The 12214-nt window shown below is 58.1% G+C and carries 12 protein-coding genes; 7 read left to right on the top strand and 5 right to left on the bottom strand.

Going from position 1 to position 12214, the window contains the following annotated elements:
* Positions 1 to 172: 172 nt before the first annotated feature.
* Entirely contained in the window at positions 173 to 736 is a 564-nt protein-coding gene (locus ACOKCT_RS20400; protein WP_103179786.1) for a helix-turn-helix domain-containing protein, read from the top strand.
* Positions 733 to 1287 (top strand): GNAT family N-acetyltransferase, encoded by a 555-nt coding sequence (locus tag ACOKCT_RS20395; protein ID WP_420193832.1) that lies wholly within the window; start codon positions 733 to 735, stop codon positions 1285 to 1287. Before ACOKCT_RS20400 ends, ACOKCT_RS20395 begins: the two co-directional genes overlap by 4 nt.
* 45 nt (positions 1288 to 1332) lie before the next feature.
* On the opposite strand, the gene ACOKCT_RS20390 is transcribed toward ACOKCT_RS20395, so the two are convergent.
* From ACOKCT_RS20390 to opgC, 5 genes are all read right to left on the bottom strand, one after another.
* Positions 1333 to 1752 (bottom strand): ATP-binding protein, encoded by a 420-nt coding sequence (locus ACOKCT_RS20390; RefSeq protein ID WP_103179788.1) that lies wholly within the window; start codon positions 1750 to 1752, stop codon positions 1333 to 1335.
* Between the two features lies 1 nt (position 1753).
* Positions 1754 to 2092 carry an STAS domain-containing protein gene (locus ACOKCT_RS20385; protein WP_103179789.1) on the bottom strand — a complete coding sequence of 113 codons (339 nt, stop codon included), beginning with the start codon at positions 2090 to 2092 and terminating at the stop codon, positions 1754 to 1756.
* A complete protein-coding gene (locus tag ACOKCT_RS20380; protein ID WP_409454952.1) occupies positions 2089 to 3234 on the bottom strand; it encodes a PP2C family protein-serine/threonine phosphatase in 1146 nt (381 codons plus the stop codon). The genes ACOKCT_RS20385 and ACOKCT_RS20380 overlap by 4 nt, the downstream gene beginning before the upstream one ends.
* Before the next feature lie 71 nt (positions 3235 to 3305).
* A complete protein-coding gene (locus tag ACOKCT_RS20375) occupies positions 3306 to 4205 on the bottom strand; it encodes a hypothetical protein (protein WP_103179790.1) in 900 nt (299 codons plus the stop codon).
* A gap of 10 nt (positions 4206 to 4215) precedes the next feature.
* Complete coding sequence (opgC, locus tag ACOKCT_RS20370) at positions 4216 to 5433, bottom strand: OpgC domain-containing protein (protein ID WP_420193831.1); 1218 nt, start codon at positions 5431 to 5433, stop codon at positions 4216 to 4218.
* Between the two features lie 284 nt (positions 5434 to 5717).
* Here opgC and ACOKCT_RS20365 point away from each other — a divergent pair, with 284 nt between their 5' ends.
* From ACOKCT_RS20365 to ACOKCT_RS20345, 5 genes are read left to right on the top strand one after another with little or no spacing between them, the layout of a single operon-like run.
* Positions 5718 to 7532 carry a glycosyltransferase gene (locus tag ACOKCT_RS20365; RefSeq protein ID WP_420193830.1) on the top strand — a complete coding sequence of 605 codons (1815 nt, stop codon included), beginning with the start codon at positions 5718 to 5720 and terminating at the stop codon, positions 7530 to 7532.
* A complete protein-coding gene (locus tag ACOKCT_RS20360; protein ID WP_103179793.1) occupies positions 7529 to 8860 on the top strand; it encodes a DUF3131 domain-containing protein in 1332 nt (443 codons plus the stop codon). Before ACOKCT_RS20365 ends, ACOKCT_RS20360 begins: the two co-directional genes overlap by 4 nt.
* Entirely contained in the window at positions 8857 to 10404 is a 1548-nt protein-coding gene (locus tag ACOKCT_RS20355; RefSeq protein ID WP_103179794.1) for a DUF3131 domain-containing protein, read from the top strand. The genes ACOKCT_RS20360 and ACOKCT_RS20355 overlap by 4 nt, the downstream gene beginning before the upstream one ends.
* Positions 10389 to 11783, top strand: a complete 1395-nt coding sequence (locus ACOKCT_RS20350) for a DUF3131 domain-containing protein (RefSeq protein ID WP_325941036.1) — start codon at positions 10389 to 10391, stop codon at positions 11781 to 11783. Before ACOKCT_RS20355 ends, ACOKCT_RS20350 begins: the two co-directional genes overlap by 16 nt.
* Positions 11780 to 12214, top strand: coding sequence for a globin (locus ACOKCT_RS20345; RefSeq protein ID WP_103179796.1), 435 nt, complete (start codon positions 11780 to 11782; stop codon positions 12212 to 12214). The genes ACOKCT_RS20350 and ACOKCT_RS20345 overlap by 4 nt, the downstream gene beginning before the upstream one ends.

Below are 12214 nucleotides of genomic sequence, written 5' to 3'. Positions count from 1 at the left end.
AATTCAATTACCCGCAGGCGCAATAAAAAATTTAACAAAAATTTAATAGGTTTTTTGATCTTGAAATTGTGAATTTTTCTTTTGCAGGATTTTTTCAGTGGTGCTTGACTCGCGTTCAGCGTGAAGTATTATCTCTCATTAGAGAATTTTGTCTCACATACGGGAAGCCAGTATGAACAATCAGGACTACAGGGAAAAGCTGGCGGCACGTCTGGCCGCGCTACGCCTACAGCATAACCGTTCGCTGGAGGACCTCTCTGCGGCGTCGGGGATAAGCAGAGCCTCACTGTCACGCATTGAACGGGGTGAAGTCAGCCCCACCGCGGAAGTGCTCAACCAGCTCTGTAGCGTATACGGTATGACCATGTCCCGGCTGATCAGCGAGGTTGAGCAGGTCGCCGATAACCTGTTCCGGGCCGGGGAGCAGAGCCTGTGGCATGATGAGCTCAGCGGGTTTGAGCGACGCCTGTTAATACCGCCGTCTAACGCCTTCCGCTGCGAAATGATTGACGGGAAATTACGTCCGGGTGCTTATATTGAATATCTTCAGCCGCCGGTTCAGGGGCTGGAGCAATATATCTGGTTACATGCAGGGGAGTTGATTATTACCATGAATGCGGAAACATGGCATCTGAAAAAAGGTGACAGTTTACGTTTTCATTTATCGGGAACCTCATCATTCAGGGCACATGAAACTCTCGGCGCCCACTATATTCTGGTGGTATGTAAATCATGATTGAATATAAACGTCTTACTGCTGACGAGGCACGTCAACGCTTCTCAGAATTAGGTGATGTTTTGCAGGCGTGCGTAAAAGATGGCGCGAGTGTCGGTTTTATCGATCCCACCGACCGTCCTGCCATCGATCGTTTCTGGCAGGAAAACATAGATAGCCTTGCGCGCCGCGATTGCGATCTTTTCATCGCCCTGGATAACGGCACGGCAGCCGGTACCGTCATGGTTAACTATTGCGCCACGCCTAATGGCCGCCACCGGGCAGAAATTACCAAGCTGCTGGTTCACCCTCAAGCACGTCGCCAGGGAATTGCAAGCGCGCTGATGATGCAGGCAGAACAGTTGGCCTGGGAAAAGGGACTCGTTTTGCTGGTGCTGGATACACGCAGTGGTGACGTGGCCAGCGACCTCTACCGCTCGCTTGGCTGGCAGACCGCGGGGTCGATTCCGTTTTATGCGCAGTCGGTTGAAAACACCCTGGATTCGACCACATACATGTACAAAGTTAACGAAAACGCCAAAGCCGCTATCGCCAGCCCGGCGATCGCGTAAGTTTGCCCCTCTCACCGCCCGGTGGGAGGTTTTGCTTTTCAGCCCTCACCACCCTTTTTCCAGCACCGCAATATTCTTTCCGTCCCGGCGTTCGAGGTCAAAACTGTCTACCGACAGCAGGATCAGTCTGAGCCCCCGGCCACTTTCTGCGAGCAGCGTGTCGTCATCAAACGCCTCATCACGCGCCGCAGCCAGGCGTTCAGCGGGAAAAGGCGTCCCTGCATCGGTAAAGCGCAGGGTCACGCCAGCGTCGGCGGCGATAAACGTCACGTTAAAAAGCTGGCGTTGATCTTCGTGCAGCGCATAGCGGATGATATTGGTCGCCGTCTCGCAGGCGGCGAGATCCAGCGCAAAGCGCCAGGTTTCGTCCACGGGCAGCGAGGCCATCTGCTGCGCCAGCCACTCCGCCAGCGGCGAGAGCGAGCTTAACGCGGCCGGAAGCGCAATCTCGTGAGCCACGGCCATATTATTGATTCAGCTGCGCCAGCGCTGCGGCGCGGTCCGGGCAGATGCGGAAAATGCGATCCATCCGGGTCAGGCTAAACATGTTGCGGATGCCGGGGTTCAGCGCGCAGAGCACCATATCGCCTTTACCGTTCATCATTTTCAGCAGGGAAACCAGGGTTCCCAGACCGCTACTGTCGATAAAATCGATTTTGCTGAAGTCGACGATCAGGGCTTTGCGATCTTCACCGATCTCGCGGGTAATCGCCTCCTTAAACGCCCCCGCCACCGAGGCATCCAGCCGACGCACCGCCGGGGTCATAATGTTCACATCGGGCTGCCGCTCTGTATCAATATTCATTGCTCTTCTCCTTTACGCTCAATCACTAAGAGTGAAACATCATCGGCCATCGTTGGCTGCTCCTGGTTTTCCCCGCTGCGCCAGTGAATAAGGTGCCGGGCAAACTGCGCCAGGAGATCGTTCAGTCCGAGGGCGGCCCCGTGCCGCAGCGCCTCCTGCAGCCGCTGCGGGCCAAACTGTTCCCCGGCGAGGTTTTCACATTCGGTAATGCCGTCGCTGAACAGGCAGAGCCGCTCGCCAGCCGCCAGCGTGAAGTCGACATCCGTCCAGCTGAGATCCGGCATCAGTCCCACCGGTGCTCCGCCGCTGCCAACGGCTCTGACCTCACCGTCCGGGCTGACGATAAAGGGGGTCGGGTGACCGGCCTGGCACAGTTTCCCCTCGCCGGTGTCAAGATCGATGACGCCGTAAATCATGGTGAAATAGCTGACTATCTCTACCTCATCGCTGCAAAAACGGCCGTTGAGGATGCGCACCACCTCGGCGGGGGACGCCACCTCGTCGTCGGCAGTAAAGAGAAAGCGCTCTACCGCCCTGCCGTGCAAAAACTGGCGGGCCACCGCAAGGGACATCATTGCCGCCCCCACGCCGTGGCCGGAGACGTCCACGCAGTAAAAGCCCAGATGGTTATCCAGCGGGAAGACGTTAAAGATATCCCCGGAAACCCAGGCCGAGGGCAGAAAGAGCCAGTCGGAAAAGTAGTCCCGGTAGCGCTGCTGGTGCGCGGGCAGCACCGACTGCTGGATACGCGCCGCCACCTCGAGATCTTGTTCAATCTGGCGTAGGGCCTCACTAAGGCGGGCGTTGCGGGCGGCGAGGGTCGCCTCCAGGGAGAGAATACGCGCCCCCGCATGCAGCCGCGCCCGCAGTTCGCTCTGCTCGACAGGCTTGCTGAGAAAGTCATCCGCGCCGGCGTCAAAACCCAGCGTCAGATCGTCTGGATTTTCACGGGCGGTAAGCAGAATGACATAGATATAGTGACCAATCTGGCGGCTGCGGATCTCCCGGCACAGCGTCAGGCCGTCCATCTCCGGCATTTCCCAGTCGCTGATGACCAGGCTGACCGGCTGGCTTTCGAGGATCTGCAGCGCGGCGAGGCCGTTTTCCGCCTCGCTGACCTTATAGCCCCACTGCGCCAGCATCCCGCTCAACAGCCGCCGATAGAGCCGTGAATCTTCCACAATCAGTACATGCTGCGTCACTCTCTCGCCCCCTAAAGCGGTAAGAACCAGATAAGGCTAACCGTTCCTTCACGAAACTTTCCGTTGCCGCTCTGGTGGCCGGGATAACGGGTGCCGGAATAGTTGGCATACTGAACGGAGAATGAGCCTGGCGTATAGCCCGCATAGCCGAAGCTGTAGCTGTAATCGCCGTTCCAGGGCTGCTGCTGGCTGCTGTCCGGGAACCAGAACGCCGTGGCGCGCACAAAGAAATGTTGTTTGAAGGTGTAACCGCATCCGCCCAGCATCACGTTTTTGTTTTTGCGGATATCGTTGCTCTCCAGATCGTAATAGCGCGGCACCCAGCTGTAGCCCACCTGGCAGATAATGGCGTCTCCTTTGTTGATCAACAGCGTATTCTCCACCGGTTTCGGCAGCGAGAATTTGTAGGCCAGGGTTACCGCCCCCTGCTCGAAGTAAGTGTGACGACCGCTGCCCGAGGTCCAGAAGCGGTTATCCCCGTAGTTGCTGTACACCAGGCTAAGGGTATTCGCGTGCCAGTCGTCGTAGCCAAAGCTGTAGCGGAAGTCAGCGGTGTAGCGGCTGGTGTCGGTGACCGGTAGACGCGACGTGACGTTGGCAAACCAGTAGCTGTAGGGGGAATATTGCAGGCTCAGGTTCAGCGTCTGGTTATATTTTCGCTTCTGCTCCGCGCTGTCTGAGCTGTTGGGGATAGTCATCCACTGCTCTTTCAGGCCCGAGCTAAAGCTCAGCGCGCCGGAAAAAACATCCTCATTGCCAGAGAAAAGCCGCCCCCAGCGGCTGGTAAATACCCCCGCCTGCACCGGCTCGCCGTTGTTGTCGCGCAGTGTCCCGGCATCCTCCTTCGGCGCCGCCTCTGCGCCGGTGGCAATGCACAAGAGTGCGCAGGCCAGCAAATATCTCTCCCGCATCTCCCCTTCCTTAGTTAGGTATCCAGCGTGCGGCGACGTTATATTTCGCCAGTAGCCACAGCACACCAAGCGCCGCTGCATGTACAACGGTGTTCACTATCCACTCCTGACGCCACAGATCGAAGGTCACAAACTGACTTACCGCGAGCACGACGTAGACGTGCAAAATAAAGGTATAAAGCGAGCGCTGGCCGAGCGGGATAAGAAACCAGCCCGCCAGCCGGTAAAGAGGTTGCCAGCACCAGGTCAGGAGGAGATAGACCGTCACCATCAGGCAGATATCGTTCAGCACCCTCACCGGGCCCAGACCGTTTTTTGCCGCCCAGGTATGGTAAAAAGCGTTAAAGTCCGCCGCGGGGAGGGTATGTATCAGGAGCGCGGGCGGCATAAAGGGGTTGGTATGATTCTGGGCGACAAAGCCGAGGACCAGCGCAACCACCACCAGCGCCGCGACCACCACTTTGCCGGCGGGAGTGCGAGCGAAAGAGAGCAACTCCTCTTTATACCAGCCGCAACTCATCCCCAGCACAAAAATAAACTGCCACGCCAGCAGCGGAAAGGCGAACTCAAACTGCGACGGGGTTATCCGTACCGGCCAGCGCTGCCAGCAGCAGTAAACCAGCAGCGAAAGGCCCAGTAGCCAGTACACCTTATCCCTTTGCAACATACCTAAAAACAGGGGGCTTAACAGCAGGAGAAAGATATAGAGCCCTAAAATTTGCGTCTGGTGAGGGCCAATTTGCAGATAGAGAACAATGTTAAACCAGGTCTCTTTTATCTGCGGCGTCACCGGATAAAGGGACCAGGTGGTGCCCGAAAAACGGTCGGTAAAATGGGTCACTTCAAAAACGTTTATAAAAGGCAAATACCCCAGCAACAGAAAAGATAAAATGATAATAATATTTACCCGATATATTTTCCACGCTCTGAGGTAAAGCCCCCAGGAAATAGTGAGCAAGACAGCTTTTTGTAATCTGGCACGATTTAACATCCCCAGCATAAATCCGGAAAGAATGACAAATCCTTCCGCACCGGTCGTCAGACCAAAACGCTCCCAGGTAAATATATTAAATATCGACATCACTTCTGTATGCGCCACCACCATCATTACCAGCGCAATTCCGCGCATAAAATCAATACGCAGATCGCGATTCCCGGCAAGAGAATAACGCCATGTTCTTGATTTTATGTTTTCTTCTTGCGGTATTGCAGGCGCAATCTGGCTCATAGGGAGTCCTGTTAATGATCCTGAAAAAGCATCGTGCTAATAATTTAGATAGCGTAAATGCCTTCATCTGGCAATTATTGCGGTACACAGGGTAAAACCTTATTAATAATTAACTTTTATTTAAGCGCCCCTAAACTGTTGCAATTTAACCTGCTGGAATATTTTTATCCGCGTTCTACACTTACCTTAAATTATGTTTTTGTGAGCGTTATTCCCGTGGCGTTCTCCCTGTCGGTAACAGGCTTTTAATTTATTGTCATCGTGGAATCAGGATATCCTTCGCTATGGATTTTTATTTTTCCCGTTTTGAACATCGTCGTCCGCCTGAACCGCTTAAAACGCCGCGCTGGGTCATGATGACCTGGCAGGTATTAGCGGTGGCCGCACTTATTCTTGGTGCCAACTATATTTACTGGCGCTGGACGGCCTCATTAAATACCGACGCGCTCTGGTACGCCATTCCGCTGGTGCTGGCGGAAACCCTGGCCTGGATCGGCACGGTGCTGTTCACCATTAACTTGTGGAAGGAAGAGGATCCGCCGCAAACGCCCCCGCCGTCTGAGATCAACGACTGCCTGCGGCCGGAAGATGCCGAGGAGACCAGGCCGATAAAGGTCGATCTCTTTATCGCCACCTACTCCGAAGATGTGGAGCTGGTGCGGCTCTCCATCCGCGACGCCATGAAAATGGCCTACCCTGTACCGCTGGATTACAAGGTACATGTGCTGGATGATGGCCGGCGTCCGGAGATGAAAGCCGTATGCGAAGAGGAAGGCGCTAACTACATTACCCGCCAGACCAATATCGGCTTTAAGGCGGGCAACCTGCGTAACGGACTTGAGCAGACCGACGGCGATTTCCTGATCATCTGCGACGCCGATACCCGCGTTTTCCCCACGCTGCTCAGCCATACGCTGGGTTATTTCCGCGATCCGGACGTCGCCTGGGTGCAGACGCCCCAGTGGTTCTTTGACCTGCCGGAAGGGGAGAATCTGGCGCACTGGCTCGGGCGCAGGGCGGGTAAAGCGGGATACGGCCTGGGCTGGCTCGCCCAAAAATTTATCGGCCCGGTGACCCTTGGCCGGGATCCCTTTTTCAACGATCCGCGCATGTTCTACGACGTGATTTTACGCCGCCGCAACTGGGCTAATGCCGCCTTCTGCTGCGGCGCGGCCTCGGTGCATCGACGCGAGGCGGTGATGCAGGCGGCGCTGCGCAGCTACGTCTGGACCGTCGAAGAGGAGATCGACCGCCATACCCGGGACATACGCGATCCGGCGATGCGCGAAACCCTGCAGGAGGCCATGCGTCCTCATGTAGCCTTCGATACAGAGCTGACCCCTTATAAATTCCACGTTTCCGAGGATATTTACACCTCTATCCTGCTGCACGGCGATGCTGCGCGCCGCTGGCGCTCGGTCATGCACCCGCGCATTGAATCCAAGATGCTCTCCCCGCAGGATATGCTGACCTGGATGATCCAGCGTTTTAAATATGCCGCCGGCTCGCTGGATATTCTGTTCCACGACAATATCTTCAGCCGCCGCCGCTTTAAGCTCTCCCTGCCGCAAACGCTGATGTATGCCACCACCTTCTGGTCCTACATGGCCTGCGTATGGAATACCATTTTCCTGATCTCGCCGATTATCTATCTCTTTACCGGTATTCCCCCGGTGTCGGCCTGGTCTGAGCCCTTTTATCTCCACTTTTTGCCCTTTTTCATCGTCTCCGAGCTGGCGTTTATGTTCGGCACCTGGGGCATATCAGCCTGGGATGGCAGGGCATCGTATCTCTCGTTTTTCTCCATGAATCTGCGGGCGCTCGATACGGTGCTGCGCGGCGAGCAGATAAAATTTCACGTCACCCCCAAAGAGCGGCAGACAGGGCGTTTTCTCTACCTGGTGAAGCCGCAGATCGCTATCGTCGTGCTCACCCTGGCGGGCCTCATCTGGGGCGGAATACAGGTAGCCCGTGGCCAGGTTGACGACCCTTCCGGCTACGTCATCAATATTTTCTGGGGTGCGGTGAATATTGCCGCCATGCTGCCGCTGATTCTGGCCGCCGTCTGGACCCCGGCCGAAGAGGAGGCGAGCCAATGAGAAAACGCGATGCGCTGCTGTCGGCCCGCAGCTACCTCACTATTCTGATCGGTTTCCTGCTGGGCTTCGCCATCGTCGTCTGGGTGGAGAAACAGATGCCTTCGCGCGTGGAGAGCAGCGCGGGCATGACCCTGAGTAAAGATTTCCCACCCCTGCCCGCCACGCGTGAACTCACCTTCGATGAGGCGATCTGGGCCCGGGTAGCCTGGCAATATTATGTCAACAATACCCAGCCGAACGGCCTGGCCAACGCCCACGATGGCGAGCCCTGGTTCAGCCTGTGGAGCATCGGCAGCTATCTTTTTGCCGTGGCGGCGGCAAAACAGCTCAATATCCTGACCACCGGCGAGTTTGATGAACGCATCACCGCGGCGCTGTTTACGCTGGGGCAGCTCCCGCTGAATCCCGAAGGGCTACCCGCCGCTTATTATCATGCGGACACGCTGCAAATGCTGGGCAAGCCAGACTCCTCCGCTATCGGCATGGGCCGCCTGCTCAATGCCCTGCAAACCCTGCTGTGGCGCTATCCCCAGCACGCCGCCGCCGTGCGCGACCTCTTTAACCAGTGGAAGGTCGGAGCCCTGATCGCCAGTAATCCCGCGACCCAGGCCGCAGCGCCGCTCCACCACTGGGCACTGGCGGCGGACGAGCCCAGAAACAGCTTCGGTTATCGTCTGTATGCCAGCCATACGCTTCGGCTGATCGACAGCGCGGCGGGGCTGGCGGTGACCAACCCGCCGGAGGGGCAGCAGATGATCGATATCGACGGCATTATGGTGCCCGACGAGGGGCTACGTACCCCCTGGGGCCGACAGCCATCGCTTATCAGCCTCCCCTACCTGTTAACCGGCCTTGAGCTGGGCTTCGACGCCCAGAGCGCGGAGATCGCCTGGCGCATTATGCAGATCCAGCAGCGCCGTCACGGGCTGCGCGTGAGCAAGCCGCCCATCAGCACCGACTACGCTGAGCCCGCGCCGGACTACGTAAACGATCTGCCCGATCGCCAGCCGCTGCAAACCAGCGCCCTGCGCGATGCCACCCCGGAACAGACCGCGATCACCTCCACCCGCTCCGCCTTCGCCTGGTACGCCCTGTTCCGCAACGGCTGGAGCGAAGCGCTGCGCCAGCAGGTTCAGACGCTGCAGGTGCCCGGCAAGGGGTGGCAGCGCGGACTTAACCTGAACAGCAGCGTGAATGACGTGATTGACGCTGATACCAACGCCATCGTGCTCGAAAGCCTGGCCTATATTGCCCACGGCCAGATGCTCTGTCTGGCCTGTCTGAGCCTGACGACTTCCCCTACTTCTTCAGCAGGAGCTACGCCATGAAGCTGAAATTTCTCCTCTTTTTTCCTCTTCTGGCCGGGCTTATGGCGTGCTGGCTCACGCTTTCCGCTGCACAGGCCGCCAGCGGGCTGCCGGCCTCGGAGTACGAACCACGCAGCGGCGAGCTAACTCCCAGGGAGATGGCTATCGCCAAAAACGCCTGGCAATATTTTGTCGCCAACTTCCAGCCCACCACCGGGCTGGTCAATGCGGTAAATAAATACCCCTCCACCACTATGTGGGACAGCGCCTCCTATATGGCCGCCATGACGGCGGCGCGGGAGCTGGGGATCATTGATAAAGCCGAGTTTGACCGCCGGATGCTGAAATTGCTCGCCACCCTGAACAAGCTTGATCTTTTCCGCAACGAGCTGCCTAACAAGGCCTACAACACCATTACCGGCCAGAAGGTGAACTACCAGAATAAACCGGGGGAGATTGGCTTCTCGGCGCTGGATATCGGCAGGATGCTGATCTGGCTAAAAGTGATCAAAGAGCGTTACCCGGAGTATGCCAACAGCATCGATAACGTGGTGCTGGGGTGGGACTTCAGCCACGTTATCGATCCTTGCGGCATGATGTACGGCGCCTACCTGGAGAACGGCCAGCCGAAATATGTGCAGGAAGGACGGCTGGGCTATGAAGAGTATGGCGCGGCAGGTTTCCAGCTCTGGGGGTTTAGCACCTGTCAGGCCAGCCGCCCGCAGCCTTACGAGCTGGCGGAGATCTACTGCGTGCTGGTGCCCTACGACTCGCGCGATCCGCGTCAAACCAGCCAGCATAACTACGTGGTGACCGAATCCTACGTGCTGTACGGCATGGAGTTTGGGTATGACAATCCGCTGGACCGGAATAACAGCCCGCGCGACTACTCCCATCCGTGGATGAAAAACTTTGCCGACCGGGTCTATCAGGCTCAGGAGAACCGCTACGCCATTACCGGGATACTGTCCGCCCGCTCCGAGCACCAGCTGGATAAGTCGCCCTACTTTGTGTATGACACCGTCTTTAGCGACGGCTTTAACTGGAACACCATCACCGACAAAGGCCAGTATGTCCCCAACACCGCCGCCGTATCCCTGAAGGCGGCGCTGGGGATGTGGGTACTCTGGAACTCGCCCTACACCGACCGCCTGCTGGACACCATTGAAAACGCCAACGAAGAGGGCAAAGGCTACTACGAGGGGCTTTACGAAAACGGCGACGGCCCGATTAAAGAGTTCACCGCCAATAACAACGGCATCATGCTGGAGGCGCTGCTGTTCAAGAAAGAGGGCAAGCTGCTGCGGTTTAATACCGACAACCCGAAAAACCGCGATTTCGCCCCTTCGCTCTGGGACAAAAAGCTGGTGGATCTTTTCGAGCCCAATAATACCCCGCGCAACCGCCCCTTCCTGAGCAGCACCCCGGCGGTTAAGAGCTGGTGTGAACAGACCGGGACCACCCAGCGCACGAAACCCGCCTGCCAGGCCTGCCAGTGCGCCGCCTGTAGTGCAGACGAGCCTGTCAAACTGCCGCCGGTGACCGCGCAATGCTTAAAACCGTAGCCCGCTGGCTGGCGGTCGCCCTCCTCCTGCTGCTTATTGCCCTCGCCCTCTTCAGCCGGGAGGGCGCAGGGTGGCGCTGGCTGACGAAGGGCGGCTGGCACACCACCGCGCGCATCGACAGCCTGACGCCGCAGGAGCAGGCGTGGGCCCGCATCGCCTGGCGCTATTTCGAAAATAACACCCAGCCGCAGACCGGGCTGGTGAACGGCAGCGACAAACAGCCGCGGGTCACCCTCTGGCAAATGGGCGACACCCTCATCGCCCTGCTCGCCGCCCGGGATCTGGGGCTGGTGCAGGAGCCTGAGTTTGACGCCCGCCTGACGCGCCTGCTCGGCACGCTTAACCGGCTGACCCTGACCGAAACCCGCACCCCGGGCAGGCTTTACTCCAGCCGGACGGCGACCCCCATCGACTTTACCGGTAAACCGGCAAAGAGCGGCTGGTCGGCAAAGGATATGGCCCGACTGATGCTGGCCCTGCGGCTTACTGCCGAACGCGCCCCCCAGTATCGCGAGTATCTGGATAAGATCATTCTGCGCTGGAACTTCTGCCGGGTGATGGATAACGAGGGGGAACTGTGGTCCGCCTCCGTTCAGAACGGCCAGCCGGTGCTGCGCGAGGAGCTGCGTCTGGGTGAGAGTGAGTACGCCGCCAGCGCGTTTCGCCTGTGGGGATTCCCGGCAGGAAAGGCGTTCACTCCCCCTTCGCGTAATGTGATCCTCTTTCAGCGCAGCCTCGCCGTAGATGCCCGGGATCCGCGCACCACCTGGCAACCTTCGCTGCTGACCACCCTCCCCGCGATGCTGCCGGGAGTGGAGTTCGGCTGGCAGCCGCCCGGCGTACCGTCCGGTATGCAAAAAGCGCTGCGCGCCCGGGCAGAAGGGATATGGCTCTCTCAGAAATCGCGCTGGGAGCAGGACAAAGTGCTCACCGCGCGGGCCGATTTTTATCTCTCCCAGGCGCCCTGGCACGTTGAGGACACCGTCTGGGGAAACGGCTATGCCTGGAACACCCTGGGGGACGACGGCAAATACTACCCCCGGCTGGCGCAGGTCTCTACCAAAGCGGTCTTCCTGCTCTGGGCGCTGTGGGAAAACGACTATACCGATGCTCTGATGGCGGTCACCCGCCATCTCAACAACCCGCAGCAGGGCTGGTTTGAGGGACGCGTTGAGGCGACCGGCGACATCAACCCGACCCTGACCCTCTCCACCAACGCCATGGTGCTGGAAGCCCTCTATTACAAACACAATGCCGGGCCGCTGTTTGAAAACGGCCTTGCGGATGAGAACAGCTATTTCTCCCGCCGCACGACGGATGAATTTAACCCGCCCGGCCTCTGTCTGCCCGGCGAACGGGCCACGAGGGGTGCACCATGAAGTTTTATCGCGATCTCTTTGAGGCAAGCCTGAATCGCGTCTTGCCGGAGAACGACAAAAAGCGCTTTTTTGAGGCCTTCCGGGAGACATTTATCCATATGTCTCCTGAAACGGAGCAGCACTTCGCCCGGCATCCGGAGGCGGAGGGCCAGCAGATGCTCTTTAAGAGCTTTTTCGCCATGCTGGCCGTCGATGGTGCGCTCTTCGTGCCGGACTTTCTGGAGCGGCTGGCGCGAGAGCAGAGCCATGAAGGGCTGCGCCTGCCGCCGCGGTTTTTCGCCCTCTGGCGGGAAGCGATGCTCAGAACCGTTCGCGCCTGCGATCCCCTCTGCGACGAGGAGATCCTCACCGCCTGGGCGATGGCGATCGCGCCCGGGCTGGAGTACCTGCGTCGCCAGGCGGAGCTGCACTATCAGGCGGGAGGGGAATAA

Origin of the sequence: Leclercia sp. M-A074-M (assembly GCF_965195605.1) — a bacterium.
In the GTDB taxonomy this organism is placed as follows: Bacteria; Pseudomonadota; Gammaproteobacteria; order Enterobacterales; family Enterobacteriaceae; genus Enterobacter.
This window is presented reverse-complemented; position numbering and strand designations above follow the sequence as displayed.

What these genes read in the sequence shown, in the direction of transcription:
- ACOKCT_RS20400 (WP_103179786.1), top strand. Translation starts at nt 173, where the DNA reads ATGAACAATCAGGACTACAGGGAAAAGCTGGCGGCACGTCTGGCCGCG.
- ACOKCT_RS20395 (WP_420193832.1), top strand. Translation starts at nt 733, where the DNA reads ATGATTGAATATAAACGTCTTACTGCTGACGAGGCACGTCAACGCTTC.
- ACOKCT_RS20390 (WP_103179788.1), bottom strand. Translation starts at nt 1,752, where the DNA reads ATGGCCGTGGCTCACGAGATTGCGCTTCCGGCCGCGTTAAGCTCGCTC.
- ACOKCT_RS20385 (WP_103179789.1), bottom strand. Translation starts at nt 2,092, where the DNA reads ATGAATATTGATACAGAGCGGCAGCCCGATGTGAACATTATGACCCCG.
- ACOKCT_RS20380 (WP_409454952.1), bottom strand. Translation starts at nt 3,234, where the DNA reads ATGCTGGCGCAGTGGGGCTATAAGGTCAGCGAGGCGGAAAACGGCCTC.
- ACOKCT_RS20375 (WP_103179790.1), bottom strand. Translation starts at nt 4,205, where the DNA reads ATGCGGGAGAGATATTTGCTGGCCTGCGCACTCTTGTGCATTGCCACC.
- opgC (WP_420193831.1), bottom strand. Translation starts at nt 5,433, where the DNA reads ATGAGCCAGATTGCGCCTGCAATACCGCAAGAAGAAAACATAAAATCA.
- ACOKCT_RS20365 (WP_420193830.1), top strand. Translation starts at nt 5,718, where the DNA reads ATGGATTTTTATTTTTCCCGTTTTGAACATCGTCGTCCGCCTGAACCG.
- ACOKCT_RS20360 (WP_103179793.1), top strand. Translation starts at nt 7,529, where the DNA reads ATGAGAAAACGCGATGCGCTGCTGTCGGCCCGCAGCTACCTCACTATT.
- ACOKCT_RS20355 (WP_103179794.1), top strand. Translation starts at nt 8,857, where the DNA reads ATGAAGCTGAAATTTCTCCTCTTTTTTCCTCTTCTGGCCGGGCTTATG.
- ACOKCT_RS20350 (WP_325941036.1), top strand. Translation starts at nt 10,389, where the DNA reads ATGCTTAAAACCGTAGCCCGCTGGCTGGCGGTCGCCCTCCTCCTGCTG.
- ACOKCT_RS20345 (WP_103179796.1), top strand. Translation starts at nt 11,780, where the DNA reads ATGAAGTTTTATCGCGATCTCTTTGAGGCAAGCCTGAATCGCGTCTTG.